At 48.5% G+C, this 19,535-nt stretch carries 31 protein-coding genes; 25 read left to right on the top strand and 6 right to left on the bottom strand.

Annotation, left to right across the window (positions count from 1 at the left end; genetic code table 11):
- Window positions 1-52 precede the first annotated feature (52 nt).
- The 20 genes from rplN (at window position 53) to LC431_RS25010 (ending at window position 9,851) form a co-directional block, all read left to right on the top strand.
- A complete protein-coding gene (gene rplN / locus LC431_RS25105) occupies window positions 53-424 on the top strand; it encodes a 50S ribosomal protein L14 (RefSeq protein ID WP_008457164.1) in 372 nt (123 codons plus the stop codon).
- Between the two features lie 10 nt (window positions 425-434).
- Complete coding sequence (rplX, locus tag LC431_RS25100) at window positions 435-749, top strand: 50S ribosomal protein L24 (RefSeq protein ID WP_013573694.1); 315 nt, start codon at window positions 435-437, stop codon at window positions 747-749.
- 14 nt (window positions 750-763) lie between these two features.
- Window positions 764-1,303, top strand: a complete 540-nt coding sequence (rplE, locus tag LC431_RS25095; RefSeq protein ID WP_013573695.1) for a 50S ribosomal protein L5 — start codon at window positions 764-766, stop codon at window positions 1,301-1,303.
- 13 nt (window positions 1,304-1,316) lie between these two features.
- The gene (rpsN, locus tag LC431_RS25090; RefSeq protein WP_013573696.1) at window positions 1,317-1,622 is read left to right on the top strand and encodes a 30S ribosomal protein S14; all 306 of its coding nucleotides are present in this window, start codon (window positions 1,317-1,319) and stop codon (window positions 1,620-1,622) included.
- Window positions 1,623-1,655: 33 nt separating this feature from the next.
- A complete protein-coding gene (gene rpsH / locus LC431_RS25085; RefSeq protein WP_013573697.1) occupies window positions 1,656-2,048 on the top strand; it encodes a 30S ribosomal protein S8 in 393 nt (130 codons plus the stop codon).
- 13 nt (window positions 2,049-2,061) lie between these two features.
- Window positions 2,062-2,595: a 50S ribosomal protein L6 gene (gene rplF, locus LC431_RS25080; protein ID WP_013573698.1), complete on the top strand. Its 534-nt coding sequence runs from the start codon at window positions 2,062-2,064 to the stop codon at window positions 2,593-2,595.
- A gap of 9 nt (window positions 2,596-2,604) precedes the next feature.
- A complete protein-coding gene (rplR, locus tag LC431_RS25075) occupies window positions 2,605-2,958 on the top strand; it encodes a 50S ribosomal protein L18 (RefSeq protein ID WP_013573699.1) in 354 nt (117 codons plus the stop codon).
- A 14-nt stretch (window positions 2,959-2,972) separates the two neighbouring features.
- The gene (rpsE, locus tag LC431_RS25070) at window positions 2,973-3,473 is read left to right on the top strand and encodes a 30S ribosomal protein S5 (RefSeq protein ID WP_013573700.1); all 501 of its coding nucleotides are present in this window, start codon (window positions 2,973-2,975) and stop codon (window positions 3,471-3,473) included.
- A gap of 6 nt (window positions 3,474-3,479) precedes the next feature.
- Window positions 3,480-3,659, top strand: a complete 180-nt coding sequence (gene rpmD / locus LC431_RS25065) for a 50S ribosomal protein L30 (protein WP_013573701.1) — start codon at window positions 3,480-3,482, stop codon at window positions 3,657-3,659.
- Window positions 3,660-3,662: 3 nt separating this feature from the next.
- A complete protein-coding gene (rplO, locus tag LC431_RS25060) occupies window positions 3,663-4,097 on the top strand; it encodes a 50S ribosomal protein L15 (RefSeq protein WP_013573702.1) in 435 nt (144 codons plus the stop codon).
- Between the two features lie 7 nt (window positions 4,098-4,104).
- A complete protein-coding gene (secY, locus tag LC431_RS25055; protein WP_013573703.1) occupies window positions 4,105-5,436 on the top strand; it encodes a preprotein translocase subunit SecY in 1,332 nt (443 codons plus the stop codon).
- A 33-nt stretch (window positions 5,437-5,469) separates the two neighbouring features.
- Complete coding sequence (rpmJ, locus tag LC431_RS25050) at window positions 5,470-5,586, top strand: 50S ribosomal protein L36 (RefSeq protein ID WP_002227352.1); 117 nt, start codon at window positions 5,470-5,472, stop codon at window positions 5,584-5,586.
- A 148-nt stretch (window positions 5,587-5,734) separates the two neighbouring features.
- Window positions 5,735-6,091: a 30S ribosomal protein S13 gene (gene rpsM / locus LC431_RS25045; protein WP_013573704.1), complete on the top strand. Its 357-nt coding sequence runs from the start codon at window positions 5,735-5,737 to the stop codon at window positions 6,089-6,091.
- Window positions 6,092-6,108: 17 nt separating this feature from the next.
- On the top strand, window positions 6,109-6,498 hold the full coding sequence (gene rpsK / locus LC431_RS25040) for a 30S ribosomal protein S11 (RefSeq protein WP_004929731.1): 390 nt from the start codon (window positions 6,109-6,111) through the stop codon (window positions 6,496-6,498).
- Window positions 6,499-6,528: 30 nt separating this feature from the next.
- Window positions 6,529-7,149 (top strand): 30S ribosomal protein S4, encoded by a 621-nt coding sequence (gene rpsD, locus LC431_RS25035; RefSeq protein WP_013573705.1) that lies wholly within the window; start codon window positions 6,529-6,531, stop codon window positions 7,147-7,149.
- 25 nt (window positions 7,150-7,174) lie between these two features.
- Window positions 7,175-8,164, top strand: a complete 990-nt coding sequence (gene rpoA / locus LC431_RS25030; RefSeq protein WP_002919219.1) for a DNA-directed RNA polymerase subunit alpha — start codon at window positions 7,175-7,177, stop codon at window positions 8,162-8,164.
- Between the two features lie 40 nt (window positions 8,165-8,204).
- Window positions 8,205-8,594, top strand: a complete 390-nt coding sequence (gene rplQ, locus LC431_RS25025) for a 50S ribosomal protein L17 (RefSeq protein ID WP_013573706.1) — start codon at window positions 8,205-8,207, stop codon at window positions 8,592-8,594.
- A 172-nt stretch (window positions 8,595-8,766) separates the two neighbouring features.
- Window positions 8,767-9,135, top strand: a complete 369-nt coding sequence (locus tag LC431_RS25020) for a DUF1992 domain-containing protein (protein ID WP_112152601.1) — start codon at window positions 8,767-8,769, stop codon at window positions 9,133-9,135.
- A 2-nt stretch (window positions 9,136-9,137) separates the two neighbouring features.
- Window positions 9,138-9,554, top strand: coding sequence for a Zn(2+)-responsive transcriptional regulator (zntR, locus tag LC431_RS25015; RefSeq protein WP_013573708.1), 417 nt, complete (start codon window positions 9,138-9,140; stop codon window positions 9,552-9,554).
- A 96-nt stretch (window positions 9,555-9,650) separates the two neighbouring features.
- Window positions 9,651-9,851 carry an alternative ribosome-rescue factor A gene (locus tag LC431_RS25010; protein ID WP_037035586.1) on the top strand — a complete coding sequence of 67 codons (201 nt, stop codon included), beginning with the start codon at window positions 9,651-9,653 and terminating at the stop codon, window positions 9,849-9,851.
- Window positions 9,852-9,866: 15 nt separating this feature from the next.
- On the opposite strand, the gene mscL is transcribed toward LC431_RS25010, so the two are convergent.
- From mscL to def, 5 genes are all read right to left on the bottom strand, one after another.
- A complete protein-coding gene (gene mscL, locus LC431_RS25005; protein ID WP_013573710.1) occupies window positions 9,867-10,283 on the bottom strand; it encodes a large-conductance mechanosensitive channel protein MscL in 417 nt (138 codons plus the stop codon).
- 124 nt (window positions 10,284-10,407) lie between these two features.
- Complete coding sequence (gene trkA / locus LC431_RS25000) at window positions 10,408-11,784, bottom strand: Trk system potassium transporter TrkA (protein WP_013573711.1); 1,377 nt, start codon at window positions 11,782-11,784, stop codon at window positions 10,408-10,410.
- 60 nt (window positions 11,785-11,844) lie between these two features.
- Window positions 11,845-13,134, bottom strand: a complete 1,290-nt coding sequence (gene rsmB, locus LC431_RS24995) for a 16S rRNA (cytosine(967)-C(5))-methyltransferase RsmB (protein ID WP_223510429.1) — start codon at window positions 13,132-13,134, stop codon at window positions 11,845-11,847.
- A gap of 75 nt (window positions 13,135-13,209) precedes the next feature.
- Window positions 13,210-14,169, bottom strand: a complete 960-nt coding sequence (gene fmt, locus LC431_RS24990; RefSeq protein WP_173362077.1) for a methionyl-tRNA formyltransferase — start codon at window positions 14,167-14,169, stop codon at window positions 13,210-13,212.
- A gap of 1 nt (window position 14,170) precedes the next feature.
- A complete protein-coding gene (gene def, locus LC431_RS24985) occupies window positions 14,171-14,683 on the bottom strand; it encodes a peptide deformylase (protein WP_013573714.1) in 513 nt (170 codons plus the stop codon).
- 128 nt (window positions 14,684-14,811) lie between these two features.
- On the opposite strand from def, the gene dprA reads away from it, so the two are divergent.
- Genes dprA through aroE form a run of 5 tightly spaced genes read left to right on the top strand, consistent with a single transcriptional unit; the run spans window position 14,812 to window position 18,404 of the window.
- Window positions 14,812-15,981 carry a DNA-protecting protein DprA gene (gene dprA / locus LC431_RS24980; RefSeq protein WP_223510423.1) on the top strand — a complete coding sequence of 390 codons (1,170 nt, stop codon included), beginning with the start codon at window positions 14,812-14,814 and terminating at the stop codon, window positions 15,979-15,981.
- The gene (locus tag LC431_RS24975) at window positions 15,953-16,426 is read left to right on the top strand and encodes a DUF494 family protein (protein WP_223510422.1); all 474 of its coding nucleotides are present in this window, start codon (window positions 15,953-15,955) and stop codon (window positions 16,424-16,426) included. The genes dprA and LC431_RS24975 overlap by 29 nt, the downstream gene beginning before the upstream one ends.
- Window positions 16,427-16,450: 24 nt before the next feature.
- The gene (locus tag LC431_RS24970; protein ID WP_037035580.1) at window positions 16,451-17,011 is read left to right on the top strand and encodes a type I DNA topoisomerase; all 561 of its coding nucleotides are present in this window, start codon (window positions 16,451-16,453) and stop codon (window positions 17,009-17,011) included.
- Window positions 17,004-17,573: an L-threonylcarbamoyladenylate synthase type 1 TsaC gene (tsaC, locus tag LC431_RS24965; RefSeq protein WP_013573718.1), complete on the top strand. Its 570-nt coding sequence runs from the start codon at window positions 17,004-17,006 to the stop codon at window positions 17,571-17,573. Before LC431_RS24970 ends, tsaC begins: the two co-directional genes overlap by 8 nt.
- A gap of 3 nt (window positions 17,574-17,576) precedes the next feature.
- On the top strand, window positions 17,577-18,404 hold the full coding sequence (aroE, locus tag LC431_RS24960; RefSeq protein WP_153376732.1) for a shikimate dehydrogenase: 828 nt from the start codon (window positions 17,577-17,579) through the stop codon (window positions 18,402-18,404).
- Window positions 18,405-18,455: 51 nt separating this feature from the next.
- Here the strand turns inward: aroE and LC431_RS24955 are convergent, their stop codons facing one another.
- Window positions 18,456-18,998, bottom strand: a complete 543-nt coding sequence (locus LC431_RS24955) for a gamma carbonic anhydrase family protein (RefSeq protein WP_013573720.1) — start codon at window positions 18,996-18,998, stop codon at window positions 18,456-18,458.
- Between the last annotated feature and the right edge of the window lie 537 nt (window positions 18,999-19,535).

The raw sequence follows: 19,535 nt of genomic DNA, 5'->3' as shown, positions 1-19,535 counted from the left end.
AACGACCTATCCTGGGTCCTAAAGTTGTAGTTGACATTAGCGGAGCACTAACATGATCCAAGAACAGACTATGCTGACCGTGGCCGACAACTCCGGTGCACGTCGCGTAATGTGTATCAAGGTTCTAGGTGGCTCGCACCGTCGCTACGCAGGCGTCGGCGACATCATCAAAATTACCATCAAGGAAGCAATTCCTCGCGGTAAGGTGAAGAAAGGCGATGTGCTGAAGGCGGTAGTGGTGCGCACCAAGAAGGGTGTTCGTCGCCCGGACGGTTCTGTCATTCGCTTCGATGGTAATGCATGCGTTATTTTAAACAATAACAGCGAGCAGCCAATCGGCACGCGTATTTTTGGGCCGGTAACTCGTGAACTGCGTAATGAGAAGTTCATGAAAATTATCTCTCTGGCACCAGAAGTACTCTAAGGAGCGAACCATGGCAGCGAAAATCCGTCGTGATGACGAAGTTATCCTGCTTACCGGTAAAGATAAAGGTAAGCGCGGTAAAGTAAAAAATGTACTGTCTTCTGGCAAAGTCATTGTTGAAGGTATCAACCTGGTTAAGAAACATCAGAAGCCTGTACCGGCCCTGAACCAACCAGGCGGCATCGTTGAAAAAGAAGCTGCAATTCCGGTTTCTAACGTTGCTCTCTTCAACACGGCTACTGGTAAGGCGGACCGTGTAGGCTTTAGATTCGAAGATGGCAAAAAAGTCCGTTTCTTCAAATCTAACAGCGTAACTATCAAGTAATTTGGAGTAGTACGATGGCGAAACTGCATGATTACTACAAAGACGATGTCGTAAAAAAACTCATGGCTGAGTTTGGTTACAATTCTGTCATGCAAGTCCCTCGGGTCGAGAAGATCACCCTGAACATGGGTGTTGGTGAAGCGATCGCTGACAAGAAACTGCTGGATAACGCAGCAGCTGACCTGGCAGCAATCTCCGGTCAAAAACCGTTGATCACCAAAGCACGCAAATCAGTTGCAGGCTTCAAAATTCGTCAGGGCTATCCGATCGGCTGTAAAGTAACCCTCCGCGGCGAACGCATGTGGGAGTTCTTTGAGCGTCTGGTCTCCATTGCTGTTCCACGTATTCGTGACTTCCGCGGCTTGTCTGCTAAGTCTTTCGATGGTCGTGGTAACTACAGCATGGGCGTGCGTGAACAGATCATCTTCCCGGAAATCGATTATGATAAAGTCGATCGCGTTCGTGGTTTAGATATTACTATCACCACTACTGCGAAATCCGATGATGAAGGCCGTGCATTGCTGACAGCCTTTAACTTCCCGTTCCGCAAGTAAGGCAGGGTTACTAATGGCTAAGCAATCCATGAAAGCACGCGAAGTCGTTCGCGTAAAACTGGCTGATAAATACCGCGCTAAACGCGAGGAATTGAAAGCTATTATCTCTGGTGTGAACTCATCCGACGAAGATCGTTGGGATGCAGTTCTTAAGCTGCAGTCTCTGCCGCGTGATTCCAGCCCGTCTCGTCAGCGTAACCGCTGCCGTCAAACTGGTCGTCCGCATGCTTTCCTGCGGAAGTTCGGGTTGAGCCGTATTAAGGTCCGTGAAGCCGCTATGCGCGGTGAAATTCCGGGTCTTAAGAAGGCTAGCTGGTAATTGTCACCAATTGAATCACGGGAGTAAAGACAGATGAGCATGCAAGATCCGATCGCGGATATGCTGACCCGTATCCGTAACGGTCAAGCCGCGAACAAAGTTGCGGTCACCATGCCTTCCTCCAAGCTGAAAGTGGCTATTGCCAACGTGCTGAAGGAAGAAGGCTACATTGAAGAATTTAAAATCGAAGGCGACGCTAAGCCTGAACTGGAATTAGTACTGAAGTACTTCCAGGGCAAGGCAGTGGTAGAAAGCATTCAACGTATCAGCCGTCCAGGCCTGCGCATCTACAAGAAAAAAGATGAGCTGCCAAAAGTTATGGCCGGTATGGGTATCGCTGTTATTTCTACCTCTAAAGGTGTTATGACCGATCGTGCAGCTCGCCAGGCTGGTCTTGGTGGCGAGATTATCTGCTACGTAGCTTAATTGGGAGGAAAGAATGTCTCGTGTTGCAAAAGCACCCGTCGTCATTCCTGCCGGCGTAGAGGTAAAACTCAACGGTCAGGTTATTTCGATTAAGGGTAAAAACGGCGAGCTGTCACGTACTATCCATGACGCTGTTGTAGTTAAGCAGGAAGAAAATACACTGACTTTCGCTCCACGCGAAGGCGCTGTAGACGGTTGGGCCCAAGCGGGTACCACTCGTGCACTGTTGAACTCTATGGTTGTAGGTGTTACCGACGGCTTCACTAAAAAGCTTCAACTGGTAGGTGTTGGTTATCGTGCTGCTGTTAAAGGCAACGTGGTGAATTTAGCCTTAGGCTTCTCTCACCCGGTCGATCATCAACTGCCGGAAGGCATCACTGCAGAATGTCCGACCCAAACTGAAATCGTGCTGAAAGGCGCTGATAAACAGGTTATCGGTCAGGTTGCTGCGGATTTACGTGCCTACCGTCGTCCTGAGCCTTATAAAGGCAAGGGTGTCCGTTACGCCGACGAAGTCGTGCGTACCAAAGAGGCTAAGAAGAAGTAAGGTAACACTATGGATAAGAAATCTGCTCGTATCCGTCGTGCGACCCGCGCACGCCGCAAGCTCAAAGAATTGGGTGCGACTCGTCTGGTGGTACATCGTACCCCGCGTCATATTTACGCACAGGTTATCGCACCAAACGGTTCTGAAGTAATAGTTGCTGCATCTACTGTAGAAAAAACTATCACTGAGCAACTGAAGTATACCGGCAACAAAGATGCTGCCACTGCTGTAGGTAAAGCTATCGCAGAACGCGCATTGGAAAAAGGGATTACGAAAGTATCCTTTGACCGTTCCGGTTTCCAATATCATGGTCGAGTCCAGGCACTGGCAGATGCTGCCCGTGAAGCTGGCCTTCAGTTCTAAGGAAGAGGTTTAAGATGGCTCACATCGAAAAACAAGCTGGCGAACTGCAGGAAAAGCTGATCGCGGTAAACCGCGTATCTAAAACCGTAAAAGGTGGCCGTATCTTCAGCTTTACCGCACTGACAGTTGTTGGTGATGGTAACGGTCGCGTTGGTTTTGGCTACGGCAAAGCACGCGAAGTTCCGGCAGCGATCCAGAAAGCGATGGAAAAAGCCCGTCGCAACATGATGAATGTCGCGCTGAATAGCGGCACCCTGCAGCATCCTGTTAAAGGTGCTCATACGGGTTCCCGTGTGTTCATGCAGCCGGCTTCCGAAGGTACCGGTATTATCGCCGGTGGTGCAATGCGCGCCGTCCTGGAAGTTGCAGGGGTTCATAACGTATTGGCTAAAGCTTATGGTTCCACCAACCCGATCAACGTGGTTCGTGCAACTATCGATGCTTTGGCAAATATGAAATCCCCACAAATGGTCGCTGCCAAGCGTGGTAAATCCGTTGAAGAAATTCTGGGGTAATTAACCATGGCAAAGACTATTAAAGTTACACAAACTCGCAGTTCCATTGGCCGTCTGCCGAAGCATAAAGCTACTCTGCTGGGCCTGGGTCTGCGTCGTATTGGTCACACCGTTGAGCGCGAGGATACTCCTGCTGTACGCGGTATGATCAACCTGGTTTCCTACATGGTTAAGGTTGAGGAGTAAGAGATGCGTTTAAATACTCTGTCTCCGGCTGATGGTGCCAAACAAGCGCCAAGGCGTGTAGGTCGTGGTATTGGTTCTGGCCTGGGTAAAACCGGCGGTCGTGGTCACAAAGGTCAGAACTCACGTTCTGGTGGTGGCGTACGTCGTGGTTTTGAAGGTGGTCAGATGCCTTTATATCGTCGTTTGCCGAAATTCGGCTTCACCTCCCGCAAAGCTATGATCACGGCAGAAGTTCGTCTGTCTGAACTGGCTCTGGTGGAAGGCGACGTGATCGACCTGAACGCGCTGAAAGCCGCTAACGTGGTTGGTATCCAGATCGAGTTCGCGAAAGTAATCCTTTCTGGCGAAGTCGGTCGTGCGGTAACTCTGCGTGGTTTGCGTGTCACCAAAGGCGCTCGTGTTGCTATCGAAGCTGCTGGCGGTAAAATTGAGGAATAAGTAGCAGATGGCTAAGCAACCGGGATTAGATTTTCAAAGTGCCAAGGGTGGACTAGGCGAACTGAAGCGCAGACTTTTGTTTGTTATCGGTGCGCTGATTGTTTTCCGTATCGGCTCTTTTATTCCGATCCCTGGTATTGATGCCACTGTACTTGCCAAATTGCTCGAGCAGCAAAGAGGTACCATCATTGAAATGTTTAATATGTTCTCTGGTGGTGCCCTTAGCCGTGCTTCAATCTTTGCTCTGGGGATCATGCCGTATATTTCGGCATCGATCATTATCCAGCTGTTAACGGTGGTTCATCCAGCGTTAGCTGAAATAAAGAAAGAAGGGGAGGCTGGCCGTCGTAAGATTAGCCAGTACACCCGTTACGGTACGCTGGTATTGGCAGTGTTTCAGTCAATCGGTATTGCTACCGGTCTGCCGAACATGCCTGGTATGCAGGGTCTGGTGTTAAATCCAGGCTTTGCGTTCTACTTTACTGCAGTTGTGAGCTTAGTGACCGGGACAATGTTCCTGATGTGGCTGGGGGAGCAGATTACTGAACGAGGTATCGGTAACGGTATTTCCATCATAATCTTTGCAGGTATCGTAGCGGGTCTCCCGCCGGCGATTGCCCATACTATCGAACAAGCTCGGCAAGGCGACCTGCACTTCCTCCTGTTGCTGTTGGTTGCAGTTTTAGTGTTTGCAGTGACTTTCTTTGTGGTGTTTGTTGAACGTGGTCAACGTCGTATCGTCGTTAACTATGCTAAGCGCCAACAAGGTCGTCGTGTCTATGCAGCACAGAGCACGCACTTACCGTTGAAAGTGAATATGGCCGGGGTTATCCCAGCGATCTTCGCTTCCAGCATTATTCTGTTCCCGGCCACGATTGCATCATGGTTTGGGGGTGGGACTGGTTGGAACTGGCTGACTACGATTTCGCTGTATTTGCAGCCTGGACAACCGCTTTATGTGTTACTCTATGCGACTGCAATCATCTTCTTCTGTTTCTTTTATACTGCGTTGGTTTTCAACCCGCGTGAGACAGCAGATAACCTGAAGAAGTCCGGTGCATTTGTACCAGGAATTCGTCCGGGAGAGCAAACGGCGAAGTACATCGATAAAGTAATGACTCGCTTAACCTTAATTGGTGCGATGTATATTACTTTCATCTGCCTTATCCCGGAGTTCATGCGTGACGCGATGAAAGTTCCATTCTACTTTGGTGGTACTTCTCTACTGATCGTAGTCGTCGTTATCATGGACTTTATGGCTCAAGTGCAAACTCTGATGATGTCAAGTCAGTATGAGTCTGCATTGAAGAAAGCAAACCTGAAAGGCTATAACCGCTAATCTGGTGAGTTTGCGAAGTTACGGAGAGTAAAAATGAAAGTTCGTGCTTCCGTCAAGAAATTATGTCGTAACTGCAAAATTGTTAAGCGTAACGGTGTCGTTCGCGTAATCTGCAGTGCAGAACCGAAGCATAAACAGCGTCAAGGCTGATTATCTCGCATATTTTTCTTGCAAAGTTGGGTTGAGCTGGCTAGATTAGCCAGCCAATCTTTTGTATGTAAGCAGCAATACTATTTGAGTATCCTGAAAACGGGCTTTTCAGAATGGTGTTGCCGTATATAAATAGTAGGAGTGCATAGTGGCCCGTATAGCAGGCATTAACATTCCTGATCAGAAACATACTGTAATCGCATTAACTTCGATCTACGGTATCGGCAAAACCCGCTCACAGTCTATCTGTGCTGCATCCGGTATTGCTGAAAATGTTAAGATCAGTGAGCTGTCTGAAGAGCAAATCGAAAAACTGCGTGACGAAGTTGCCAAGTTCATTGTTGAAGGTGATCTGCGTCGTGAAGTCACCCTGAGCATCAAGCGTCTTATGGACCTTGGAACTTATCGTGGTTTGCGTCATCGTCGTGGTCTTCCAGTGCGCGGTCAGCGTACCAAGACTAACGCACGTACCCGTAAGGGTCCGCGTAAACCGATCAAGAAATAATCGGGGTGATTGAATAAATGGCAAAGGCACCTGTTCGTACACGTAAACGTGTAAGAAAACAAGTCTCTGACGGCGTGGCTCATATCCATGCTTCTTTCAACAACACCATTGTTACCATTACCGATCGTCAGGGTAATGCTTTGGGTTGGGCAACAGCTGGTGGTTCCGGTTTCCGTGGTTCTCGTAAATCCACTCCGTTCGCAGCTCAGGTTGCAGCAGAGCGCTGCGCTGACGCAGTGAAAGAATACGGTATCAAGAATCTGGAAGTTATGGTTAAAGGACCTGGTCCTGGTCGTGAGTCTACTATCCGCGCATTAAACGCGGCTGGTTTCCGCATCACTAATATTACTGATGTGACTCCTATCCCTCATAACGGTTGTCGTCCGCCGAAAAAGCGTCGCGTATAACGCTGCTTTTAGGTTTGTTGGAGAGAGAAAATGGCAAGATATTTGGGTCCTAAGCTCAAGCTTAGCCGTCGTGAGGGCACAGATTTATTCCTTAAATCTGGCGTTCGCGCGATCGATACCAAGTGTAAAATCGAACAAGCTCCTGGTCAGCATGGTGCGCGTAAGCCGCGTCTGTCTGACTACGGTGTACAGTTACGTGAAAAGCAAAAAGTTCGCCGTACTTACGGTGTTCTGGAGCGTCAGTTCCGTAACTATTATAAAGAAGCAGCACGCCTGAAAGGCAACACTGGTGAAAACCTGTTGCAACTGCTTGAAGGTCGTTTGGACAACGTCATTTATCGTATGGGCTTCGGCGCTACTCGTGCGGAATCCCGCCAGTTAGTTAGCCACAAAGCTATTATGGTAAACGGTCGCGTTGTTAACATCGCTTCTTATCAGGTATCTCCGAATGACGTTGTCAGCATCCGTGAGAAAGCTAAAAAGCAATCTCGCGTGAAGGCCGCTTTGGAGTTGGCTGAACAGCGTGAAAAGCCGACTTGGCTTGAAGTTGATGCTGCTAAGATGGAAGGTGTGTTCAAGCGTATGCCTGAACGTACTGATCTGTCTTCCGACATTAACGAACACCTGATCGTCGAGCTTTACTCCAAGTAAAGCTTAGTACCAAAGAGAGGACACAATGCAGGGTTCTGTGACAGAGTTTCTAAAACCGCGCCTGGTAGATATCGAGCAAGTCAGTTCGACGCACGCCAAGGTGACCCTTGAGCCTTTAGAACGTGGCTTTGGCCATACTTTAGGCAACGCACTGCGCCGTATTCTGCTTTCATCCATGCCGGGTTGCGCGGTGACCGAGGTTGAGATTGATGGTGTACTGCATGAGTACAGCACCAAAGAAGGCGTACAGGAAGATATCCTGGAGATCCTGCTCAACCTGAAAGGGCTGGCGGTGAGAGTTCAAGGGAAAGATGAAGTTATTCTTACCCTGAATAAGTCTGGCATTGGCCCTGTGACTGCAGCCGACATTACCCATGATGGTGATGTCGAAATCGTCAAGCCGCAACATGTCATCTGCCACCTGACCGATGAGAACGCTGCAATTAGCATGCGTATCAAAGTTCAGCGCGGTCGTGGTTATGTGCCGGCGTCTGCCCGAATTCATTCGGAAGAAGATGAGCGCCCAATTGGTCGTCTGTTAGTAGACGCATGCTACAGCCCTGTAGAGCGAATTGCCTACAATGTTGAAGCAGCGCGTGTAGAACAGCGTACTGATTTGGACAAGCTGGTTATCGAAATGGAAACCAACGGTACGATCGATCCTGAAGAGGCGATTCGTCGTGCGGCAACCATTCTTGCTGAACAACTTGAAGCTTTCGTTGATTTACGTGATGTACGTCAACCGGAAGTCAAAGAAGAGAAGCCGGAATTCGATCCAATCCTGCTGCGCCCTGTTGACGATCTGGAATTGACTGTCCGCTCTGCTAACTGCCTTAAAGCAGAAGCAATCCACTACATCGGTGATCTGGTACAGCGTACCGAGGTTGAGTTACTTAAAACACCTAACCTGGGTAAAAAATCTCTTACTGAGATCAAAGACGTACTTGCGTCCCGTGGTTTGTCTCTGGGCATGCGCCTGGAAAACTGGCCACCAGCAAGTATTGCTGACGAGTAACCGGATCACAGGTTAAGGTTTTACTGAGAAGGATAAGGTCATGCGCCATCGTAAGAGTGGTCGTCAACTGAACCGTAACAGCAGCCACCGACAGGCTATGTTCCGTAACATGGCCGGCTCTTTGGTTCGTCATGAGATCATCAAGACGACCCTGCCGAAAGCGAAAGAGCTGCGTCGCGTTGTTGAGCCGCTGATTACTCTTGCCAAGACCGACAATGTTGCAAATCGTCGTCTGGCATTCGCCCGTACTCGTGATAACGAGATCGTGGCAAAACTGTTTAATGAACTGGGTCCGCGTTTCGCGAGCCGTGCTGGTGGTTACACTCGTATTCTTAAGTGTGGCTTCCGTGCAGGCGACAATGCGCCGATGGCATACATCGAGCTCGTTGATCGTGCAGAGTCAAAAGCAGAAGTAGCAACTGCTGAATAATCTGTAGATGCATGAAAAAACCGGGCTTTTGCCCGGTTTTTTTACATCTAAAATTCACGTTTCTAAACCTTTTCTTCCCAGTTTTCACCATGCTAAATTCCACTCTCTTTTCCAGCGCGTCGCTTCCAGCTATGATCTAAGATGGCTCGTTCAATGTGACAAAGGCGAAATCATGTTTCTAATTGATCAGTGGGTTGAAAAGCACATCAAAGATGCTCAGGAAAAGGGTGAATTTGATAACCTTCCTGGAAATGGGCGTCCCCTTATCATTGATGACGCGAGCGCAGTTCCGGATGAGCTCAGAACGTCCTATCGTATCTTGAAAAATGCAGGCTATTTGCCGCCTGAGTTGCAGGATCGAAAAGAGGCGATCGATTTGGATCATCTACTGAACATATTAGACAGTGATGATCCAAAGTTTCTTCCCGCAGAAAAGCGTCTGAAGGTTTTACAAATGCGTTTACAGCAGGCAGGTATGAACACTGACTTTCTTCGGGGGCATTACAAAAATGCACTGAAGGATAAATTGAGAGGGAAATAGACATGTATAAAATTGGTGAACTTGCCAGGCTGGCCAGCGTGTCCACAGATACTATTCGTTACTATGAAAAGCAGGGAATGATGGGAACGGGCACACGTAATACATCAGGTTATCGGCAATATGATGAAAGCGATGTGCAGCGCTTACGCTTCATCCGCTATGCCAAATCTACAGGTTTTACGCTTGATGCAATCAAGGAGTTACTTTCTATTCGAATCGATCCTTTGCATCATACTTGTCAGGAGTCAAAGTCTATTGTGGATGAACGACTCGCAGAGGTTGAGCTTAAATTAAAGGAGCTTAATCAGATGCGTGAATCCCTGCAAAGATTGAGTGCCGCTTGTTGTGGCTCCTCACATACGAGCGTAAGTTGCTCTATTTTAGAAGCATTAGAGGATGGAGCGGGTAAAGTAGCTTGAATGTTCTGGTCGTATAATAGCCACTTTCATAGTCAGGATTATAGCAGTAAGATGTGTGCGCATTTTGTTCACTACTATTAATGATATCGAGGTTTTATGAGCCATTATAAGCATCAAAAAGGCATCATTCAGAATAACGCGTTACAAGCGCTTCTTCATGATCCACTGTTCAAACAGCGTGTTGAGAAAAATCAAAAAGGGAAAGGGAGCTACCGTCGCAAAGAGAAAAATGGGAAGGGGAGTTATCTGGAGGGCAGTGTTGAGTGTTCGTTTGAGTATTCAACACTGCCCTTCTAATCAGTCTAAGCAGAATTACAGTTTCGGTGCCTGCTGCTCTTTCAGCAAATCACGAATTTCCGCTAACAGAGTTTCTTCCGCTGTTGGTTTAGGTGGTGCAGCGGGCTTATCTTCCTGCTTACGACGCATTTTATTCATCAAGGTAATTGCGCAGAATATGGCCAGTGCAACAATGATGAAATCAAACACGTTCTGAATGAATACCCCGTAATGCATGACTACTGCGGGTGCTGCTCCCTGGGCCTCCCTGAGGACAAAAGCAAACTGCTTAAAATCAACTCCGCCAATCAGCAAGCCTAGCGGTGGCATAATAATATCAGCGACAAATGACGATACTATTTTGCCAAAAGCGGCGCCGATGATAACACCGACTGCCAGGTCGACCACGTTGCCGCGCATGGCAAACTCACGAAACTCTTTCATAAAACTCATAAACACTCCTTGGCAAATTCATCAAATATGTCAAACCAAGTAAAGACCATTTGCAGGGTCTTCGCTACAAAACTTCTCATCTGAAACTCAATTAACGCTAAATTTGATTAACAAAAGGTGCAATTTATAAGAAGAATGGACTTGGCTGGAACAGCCGTTCAACATCCCTGACAAACTTCTTATCGGTAATAAACATCACAACATGGTCACCTTGTTGGATCCTGCTGGTGCCGTTGGCAATAATAACCTCATTACCGCGCACAATAGCCCCAATCGTTGTACCGGGTGGCAGTTTGATTTGTTCCACGGTACGACCCACAACTTTTGATGTTGTCTCATCGCCATGTGCAATTGCTTCAATGGCTTCCGCGACACCGCGCCTCAGCGATGAAACACTGACGATGTCTGCTTTTCTGACGTGTCCAAGCAACGCTGAAATCGTTGCCTGCTGAGGCGAAATTGCAATATCGATGACGCTGCCCTGCACCAAATCGACATATGCACTGCGCTGGATGAGAACCATCGCCTTTTTCGCGCCCATCCTCTTGGCCAGCATTGCGGACATGATGTTCGCTTCATCATCATTGGTAATAGCGATGAATACATCCACTTGTTCAATATGCTCTTCAGCCAGCAATTCCTGATCCGAGGCATCACCGTAGAAGACAATCGTATCTTGCAATATCTCTGCAAGCTCTGCGGCTCGCTGCTGATCCCGCTCGATGAGTTTTACGCTGTAATTCTTCTCAAGCCGTTGTGCAAGCCCCGCCCCGACATTGCCGCCACCTACGATCATGATTCGTTTATAAGGCTTTTCGAGCCTCTGAAGCTCGCTCATGACTGCACGGATATGCTGAGAAGCTGCCACAAAGAATACTTCATCACCGGCTTCGATAATGGTTGAACCCTGTGGGCGAATAGGACGATCCTGGCGGAAAATGGCTGCAACCCGCGTTTCAATGTGCGGCATGTGTTCACGCATTGAAGAGAGTGCATTACCGACTAAAGGCCCACCGTAATAGGCTTTTACCGCCGCAATACTGACTTTGCCTTCTGCGAAATTCACCACCTGTAGTGCACCCGGATACTCAATGAGTTTGTAGATATAATCCGTGACCAGTTGCTCCGGAGAAATCAGGTGGTCGATAGGCACGGCTTCCGGATGGAAAAGTTTTTCAGATTCACGGATATATTCAGTTGAACGGATACGGGCAATGCGGTTTGGTGTGTTAAACAGTGAATAGGCAATCTGGCAGGCGACCATATTAGTTTCATCGGAATTCGTCACAGCTACCAGCATATCTGCATCTTCGGCGCCGGCTTCGCGAAGTACACGAGGGTGAGAACCGTGCCCCTGGACCACACGCAGGTCAAACTTATCCTGAAGCTGACGCAGCCGGATGGTATTCGTGTCGACAACCGTGATGTCGTTGTTTTCACCTACCAGGTTTTCGGCAAGTGTTCCGCCAACTTGCCCGGCCCCGAGAATGATTATTTTCATATGACTCTCTGCTTTGCCTCGAAGGTATTAGCCTGAGTAAACAGCACTAATACGAGATATTCAGCTTTTAACAAGTTTAGCGTAATAGAATCCATCGCCATCTTCAGGATGTGGAAGATTCTGTCGGCCCGGTTTTTCCATCGTTCCGGTTTCAACCAGCGTAGCATCCTGATGTGATTCGAGGAATGAGGCTATTTGCTGGCAGTTTTCATCCGGCAAAATCGAACAGGTGGCGTAAACCATGATCCCTTTACTTTTTAGCCGTGGCCAGATGGCATCAAGAATTTCTTTTTGGAGGCTGGCGAGTTCGGCAATATCACTGTCTCTGCGCAGCCATTTGATGTCAGGATGCCGGCGGATAACGCCCGTCGCTGAACAGGGGGCATCGAGAAGAATGCGGTCGAAAATGCGATCACCTGCCCACATCTGCGGCTCGCGCCCATCGCCTTGCTTCACTTCCGCGCTGAGTTTCAAACGCTGAAGGTTTTCATGAACACGCTTCAAACGTTGCTCATCCACATCAACAGCGAGAACATGCGCTTTAGGTGCAGCTTCCAGAATATGGGTAGTTTTCCCGCCCGGCGCGCAACATAAGTCGAGGATCAATTCGCCATTCTGTGGATCCAGCAGATCAACACTGCCTTGTGCCGAAGCATCCTGAACGGTGACCCAGCCTTCTGTGAATCCCGGAAGAAGGTTTACCTGACATGGCGTGTTCAGCCGTAATGCATCGCGGTATTCCGGATGCGGAACTGCTTCGATGTGTACTTCGTTTAACAGGTGTAGGTACTCGTCGCGTGTGTGATGCTGCCTGTTGACGCGCAGCCACATCGGCGGCCTTTGATTATTGGCATCAACGATACTTTCCCAGTCAGTGGGGTAAGCTTTTTTCAGGCGGTTAAGAAGCCAGCTCGGGTGGAGATGGCGGCTGTCATTGTTGGCCATGCGTTGAAGCAATTCTTCCTGCTGCCGCTGAAACTGACGCAACACGCCGTTGATCAGACCTTTTAACTGAGGGCGTTTTAGCGCAACGGCACCGTCAACAGTTTCAGCCAGTACGGCGTGTGCCGGAATCCGGGTATGGATCAGCTGATACAGACCCACCATCAGTAAGTAATGCAATGTTCTTTGCTTACCAGTGAGAGGTTTTGCCATCAGTTGCTGCAAGCACCATTCCAACTGTGGGAGGACGCGAAGCGTACCAAAGCACAGCTCCTGAAGGAGTCCGCGATCTTTTTCTGAGACGTTTTTCTGCAGACTAGGAAGAACAGTGGACAGGGATAATCCTTTGTCCAAAACCTGGCTGATGGCTTGAGCGGCAATGCTACGGAGATTATAGGCTGTTTTCATAGTCAAAAAAGCTGACCGGAGCCAGCATTATCAAAGAGATAAGGCCCGACGAAATATCGGGCGTAGTCGTTATGGTCAGGCTAAACGCGTGCCTTCGATAAACCATTCGCGACGAGAGTTCAGCAAATCCTGTGCGGACATTGCTTTTTTACCTGAGGGTTGTAACTGGGTGATGTTCAGGATGCCATCGGATGTTGCAATCTGAATACCCTTTTTGTCGGCAGCAACAATAGTCCCGGGTGCAGCGCTGCTTTTTCCTGACAGACATTCAGCCTGCCAGACTTTCACAGGCTGATCATCAATCATAAAGAAGCTGACGGGCCATGGGTTAAATGCACGAATACAGCGTTCAAGTTGTTCGGCCGATAGATTCCAGTCTAAGCGGGCTTCTTCCTTGCTGAGTTTCTCAGCGTAGGTTACGTGCTCTTCGCTTTGAACTTCAGGTTTTGCTGAGCCGTTCGCCAACTGCTGTAATGTTTCAAGCATACCCTGTGGGCCCAGCTCAGCCAGCTTGTTGTAAAGCGATGCGCTGGTATCCTCGGGGAGAATGTCACATTCTACTTTGTGCAGCATATCGCCGGTATCAAGGCCGACATCCATCTGCATGATGGTGATACCTGTTTTTGTATCACCTGCCCAAAGAGATCGCTGAATCGGTGCTGCGCCACGCCAGCGTGGCAATAATGAGCCATGCACATTGATGCAGCCCAATTTCGGCATATCAAGCACGGCTTTTGGCAGGATCAAACCATAAGCAACGACTACCATAATGTCCGCCTCAAGCGCGGAAACCAGAGACTGATTCTCTTCCGGGCGCAAGGATTTAGGCTGGAAAACCGGGATGTCGTGGGTTTGAGCCAGAACTTTAACCGGGCTTGCGGTAAGTTTATTACCGCGGCCAGCAGGGCGATCGGGCTGAGTGAAAACACCGACAACCTGATGTTCTGATGATAAAAGCGCGTCAAGATGACGCGCTGCAAAGTCCGGAGTACCGGCAAATATGATTCGCAAAGCAGTGTCCTGTGTTACACGAATATTAGTCAGCCCGTGCGTTCAGCTTGGCCATTTTTTCCATTTTCTGGCGAATACGCTGACGTTTCAACGGAGACAAGTAATCCACGAATAATTTACCTACCAGATGATCCATTTCATGCTGGATACAAATTGCCAGCAGATCATCGGCTTCGAGCTCGAAGGTTTTACCGTCACGGTCAAGCGCGCGGATTTTTACTTTTTCAGCACGCGGCACCAGCGCCCGTTGATCAGGGATCGACAGACAGCCTTCTTCAATCCCGGTTTCGCCGCTCTTTTCCAGCAATTCAGGGTTGATGAGAACCAGACGCTCGTCGCGGTTTTCAGAGACATCAATCACGATGATACGCTGATGAATATCGACCTGAGTTGCAGCAAGGCCAATGCCTTCCTCTGCATACATGGTTTCAAACATATCATCCACGATCTGCTGGATTTCAGCGTTAACTTCTTTGACCGGTTTTGCCGTTATGCGAAGCCGCTCGTCTGGGAAATGTAATATCTGTAATACGGACATATTTTTCTGGATCTTTATTCAATTGATTGAAGATATATAGACTCTATTCTAGACATTTCCTGCCCAGATTGACAGCATCCTCTGCCAATTGTATCAGTCGCTGAAAGGCCTTGAGAAGGGAATGGATAATGACATTACAGGAAGCATGGATACGTTTGTCGGTGGTAAAACGCCTCGATCCTCATCACGCTATGGGGATCATTCAGACCTTATTCTGCCGGGGCATTTATTCGTCCTCAGAATTAGCAAACAGTGGGCTTCTCCCCGAACAAATAGCCGATTTTCAGCATATTAATCAGCGCTGGTTAGTTGAATCATTGAAATGGCTGGAAGGAGAGAATTGTCATCTTATTACTTTTGGTAGCGAGTTTTATTCCCCGCTGTTAGCACAAATATCCTCCCCGCCTCTGATTTTGTTCGCAGAAGGAGCCGCTGAATTACTGCTATCCCCGCAAATAGCGATGGTGGGAAGCCGCGATTACTCACATTATGGCGAACAATATGCACAGGTATTTGCAGGGGGCCTGGTCAGCAGTGGTTTTACCGTGACAAGCGGTCTGGCAATGGGAATTGATGGAATCAGCCATAAGGCAACACTAGAAGCTCAGGGTAAGACGATTGCTGTGTTGGGAAGCGGACTGATGAAGCGCTATCCACCCTGTCATCTGAAGCTCGCAGATCGCATCCTCGAGCAGGGAGGAGCTCTGGTTTCAGAACATCTGGTGACTGCGCCGCCTTTAGCAGCCCACTTTCCCCGCCGTAACCGGGTTATCAGCGGGTTGAGTGCGGGTGTACTTGTTATCGAAGCCACGCTGCGCAGCGGCTCATTGATTACTGCACGCTATGCACTGGAGCAAGGAAGGGAAGTGTTCGCGTTGCCAGGCCCGCTGGGAAGTGCAACCTGCGAAGGAACACACTGGCTTATTCAGCAGGGCGCTTATCTGGTGACTGAGCCCAATGATATCGCCGAACATATAGGGAGCGGGCTGACCTGGTTTCCAAATATCAAAGCGTCAGAATCCTTGAAAATGCCTCCGGATGGTCACTCTGATGCGCCAGAGGTGAATATTTGTGCGCCAGATAGCGAAGTTGAATTGCCATTTGCTGATGTGTTGGCTAACGTAGAATATGAGGTGACATCTGTTGACGTCGTCGCCGAACGTGCCGGCCAACCTGTGCCAGAAGTTGTAGGTAAACTACTCGAACTGGAGTTAGCAGGATGGATCGCAGCTGTACCCGGCGGCTATGTCCGAATTAAGAGGGCAAGCCATGTTCGACGTACTAATGTACTTATTTGAAACTTACATTCACAACGAAGCGGAGATGAATGTTGACGAGGATAGGTTAACGGATGACTTGACCGAGGCTGGTTTTCACCGGGCTGATATTCACAATGCGCTGAATTGGCTTGAAAAACTTGCGGATATGCAAGAGGGTGGAACCCCATCTTATATGCTGGATTCTGATCCTTCAGCATTACGTGTGTATACCGATGAGGAAACGAGTCGGTTAGATAGCAGTTGTCGTGGTTTTTTGCTGTTTCTGGAACAAATCAAAGTATTGAATTTCGATACCAGAGAGATGGTTATCGATCGTGTTATGGCTCTGGACACTGAAGAATTCGATCTTGAAGATCTGAAGTGGGTCGTGCTGATGGTTCTGTTTAATATTCCCGGATATGAAAGAGCGTATCAGCAAATGGAAGAGCTATTATTTGAAGTTAATGAAGGTTATCTGCACTAAGAGATAACAGGTAAAACGTAACATATGACAAAAGCAGCACTTTTTGCTGATAAGCAAAATGGATCCTGTCCAGCATGCGGGGCCGATTTGGTGATCCGTAGTGGTCGTCACGGCCCCTTTCTCAGTTGTTCATCCTACCCGCAATGTCAGTATGTTCGTCCCCTGAAATCACAGGCGGATGGGCATATTGTGAAAATCCTGGAAGGACAGGCATGCCCTAAATGTGACTCCACTTTGGTGCTGCGGCAGGGGCGTTACGGCATGTTTATTGGTTGCAGTCAGTATCCTGAATGCGATCATATTGAAGCTATCGATAAGCCAGAAGAAACTACTCTGGGCTGCCCGCAATGTGGAAAGGGTCATCTGTTACAGCGCAAATCACGTTTTGGCAAAGTATTCCACGCCTGTGATCGTTACCCGGAATGTCAGTTTGCCATCAATAATAAGCCAGTTGCAGGAGAATGTGTTCATTGCCATTACCCATTGTTGATGGAAAAGAAAACGGCTCAGGGGATTAAGTTATTCTGTGCCAGTAAATTGTGCGGCAAAGCCGTAGAAATAAAAGATAACGAACAAGATGAATAAAGAGACAGAAAAATCATTCAGTGCAGTGCTTGAGGCGCTTCACGGACAACATGTTATTGCTTATCCAACGGAAGCGGTTTTCGGGTTGGGGTGTGACCCAGATAGCGAACAAGCCGTCGAGGCATTGCTGGCGCTGAAAAAACGTCCAAAAGATAAAGGACTCATTCTGATTGCTGACAATTATCAGCAGCTCCTTCCTTATATTGATGACTCATCTTTAACGGAGCAACAGCTTGCGCATGTCGTTTCATTCTGGCCAGGCCCCGTTACCTGGGTTATGCCTGCAAAACCCTCGACACCTGATTGGCTTACCGGCCGTTTCACTTCGCTGGCGGTGCGTGTCACAGACCATCCTCTGGTAAAAGAACTCTGCCAAAAATTTGGAAAACCACTGGTTTCAACCAGTGCGAACCTGAACGGGCAACCTCCTTGCCGTTTGTCTGAAGAAGTCAGGCTTCAGTTTGGGAAAGATTTTCCCGTTCTGGATGGCGATGTAGGAGGAAGAGATAATCCATCTGAAATTCGGGATGCCCTCACTGGCAACCTTATTCGTCAAGGTTAACAAATGAAAGTCACGCCATCTTTTGCGGTATTTGGAAATCCGATCGGCCATAGCAAATCCCCTCGCATTCATGCGCTTTTCGCCCGTCAGACGGGGATCGATCACACATATGGCACGGTTCTGGCCCCGCAAGAAGCGTTTGAAGAGACGTTGCGTTCCTTTTTTGAAAACGGAGCGCTGGGGGCAAATATTACGGTACCTTTCAAAGAGCGCGCTTTTGCTGAGTCAGATGAGCTGACCGAGCGGGCTGCCATGTCGGGTGCTGTGAATACGCTTAAAAAGTTCGAAGATGGGCGATTGCTTGGGGATAACACCGACGGCATCGGCATGTTGAATGATCTTGAGCGGCTGGCGCTTTTAAAGCGAGGGGACCGGGTTCTTCTGATTGGTGCTGGTGGCGCTGCGCGTGGGGTGATACTTCCTTTACTGTACTATGGCTGCCCGGTTGTTGTTACTAACCGGACGTTTGAACGCGCACAGCACCTGAGCCATATTTTCGAAAAGAAAGGGAATATCCGGGCTATTGCTTTGGCCGATCTGGCTGATGAATCTTTCGATCTGATCATTAATGCTACTGCATCGGGTATTAAAGGTCAGATCCCAGAGATCCCCGAAAGTGTGCTGACGACGCAGACCCGCGTCTACGACATGTTTTATCAGTCGGGTTTAACGCCTTTTATCACCTGGGCGAAAAATAATGGGGTAACTCATTATGCAGACGGGCTGGGGATGCTGGTGGGGCAGGCAGCGCACGCTTTTTATCTGTGGCATGGGGTGATGCCCCAAATAGAACCAGTGCTTGAGGAGCTAAAGAAAGACTTGCTGGGGTGATTGTGAAATGCCTGAACAATCAGATTTATTACTGTTCAGGCAGTACGCTTCTTATTGCTCCTGTGAAAGATAGAGATCTTTCCATGTCACATAATTATTAGAAGAGTATGTCAGTCCTGCGAGTTCATCAGAAGTCAGTTCTCGTATCTGCTTAACAGGACTTCCTAAATAGAGGTAGCCACTTTCGAGTGTTTTCCCAGGTGGAACCAGACTGCCTGCGCCAATCATGACATCGTCTTCGACGATAGCCCCATCCAGCAGTATTGATCCCATTCCGACCAAAACTCTGTTTCCGATCGTGCAACCATGCAGCATCGCCTTATGCCCGACAGTGACGTCTTCCCCAATAATAAGAGGGTGCCCCTCGGGATTATGTCGTGACTGATGAGTCACATGGAGCACACTTCCATCCTGCACATTAGTCCGACAGCCGATAACCACATTATTCACATCACCACGTATCACAACCAGTGGCCAGATACTGACGTCATCAGCCAGATCCACATCGCCAATCACCACGCTTGAGGGATCCACCATCACTCTTTCACCCAATGTTGGTGTTAATCCCTGATAAGAACGTAAAGTCTGAGACATCTGAAGTACCCCGTAAGTGAGTATTAATCTTGGCAATATAGTTCGGGTCGGGGGAAATACCAATTGAGGGGCGATAAGATCGGCGTTAAAAGCAGCAGATCGGGTGAGATCTCTGCGAAGGGGTCGAAAAATACGCAGTCGATCCTTTTATTGGAAAAAAGGCTTGTGCAAAAAATTCGGATCCCTATAATGCCGCTCCATCGACAGGGAACAACGTGAACAACATCACGAAGTAACCGGGTCGGAAAGATTAAAAACAGCGGCAACCGGATAAAATAAACGGTTGACACTGAATGAGGAAAGCGTAATATACGCCACCTCGAGTTAGCAAGCGAAAGCGCGTAACTCACTGCTCTTTAACAATTTATCAGACAATCTGTGTGGGCACTCACAAGGCGATATCAGCCACCTCGGTGGCAAAAAATATCAAGTCTTAGAGTGACCAAGCAGTAATTCATTTAGTTGAATTATTACGAAGTAATCTCTGAGCACCGCTTCACTTGTTGAAGCAAATCGAACTTTTAATTGAAGAGTTTG

It is taken from the genome of Rahnella sp. GSA61A, from assembly GCF_019969905.1.
GTDB lineage: Bacteria > Pseudomonadota > Gammaproteobacteria > Enterobacterales > Enterobacteriaceae > Rahnella > Rahnella aceris.
Note: the sequence above shows the minus strand (reverse complement) of the source record. Positions and strands in the feature narration are given on the sequence as shown.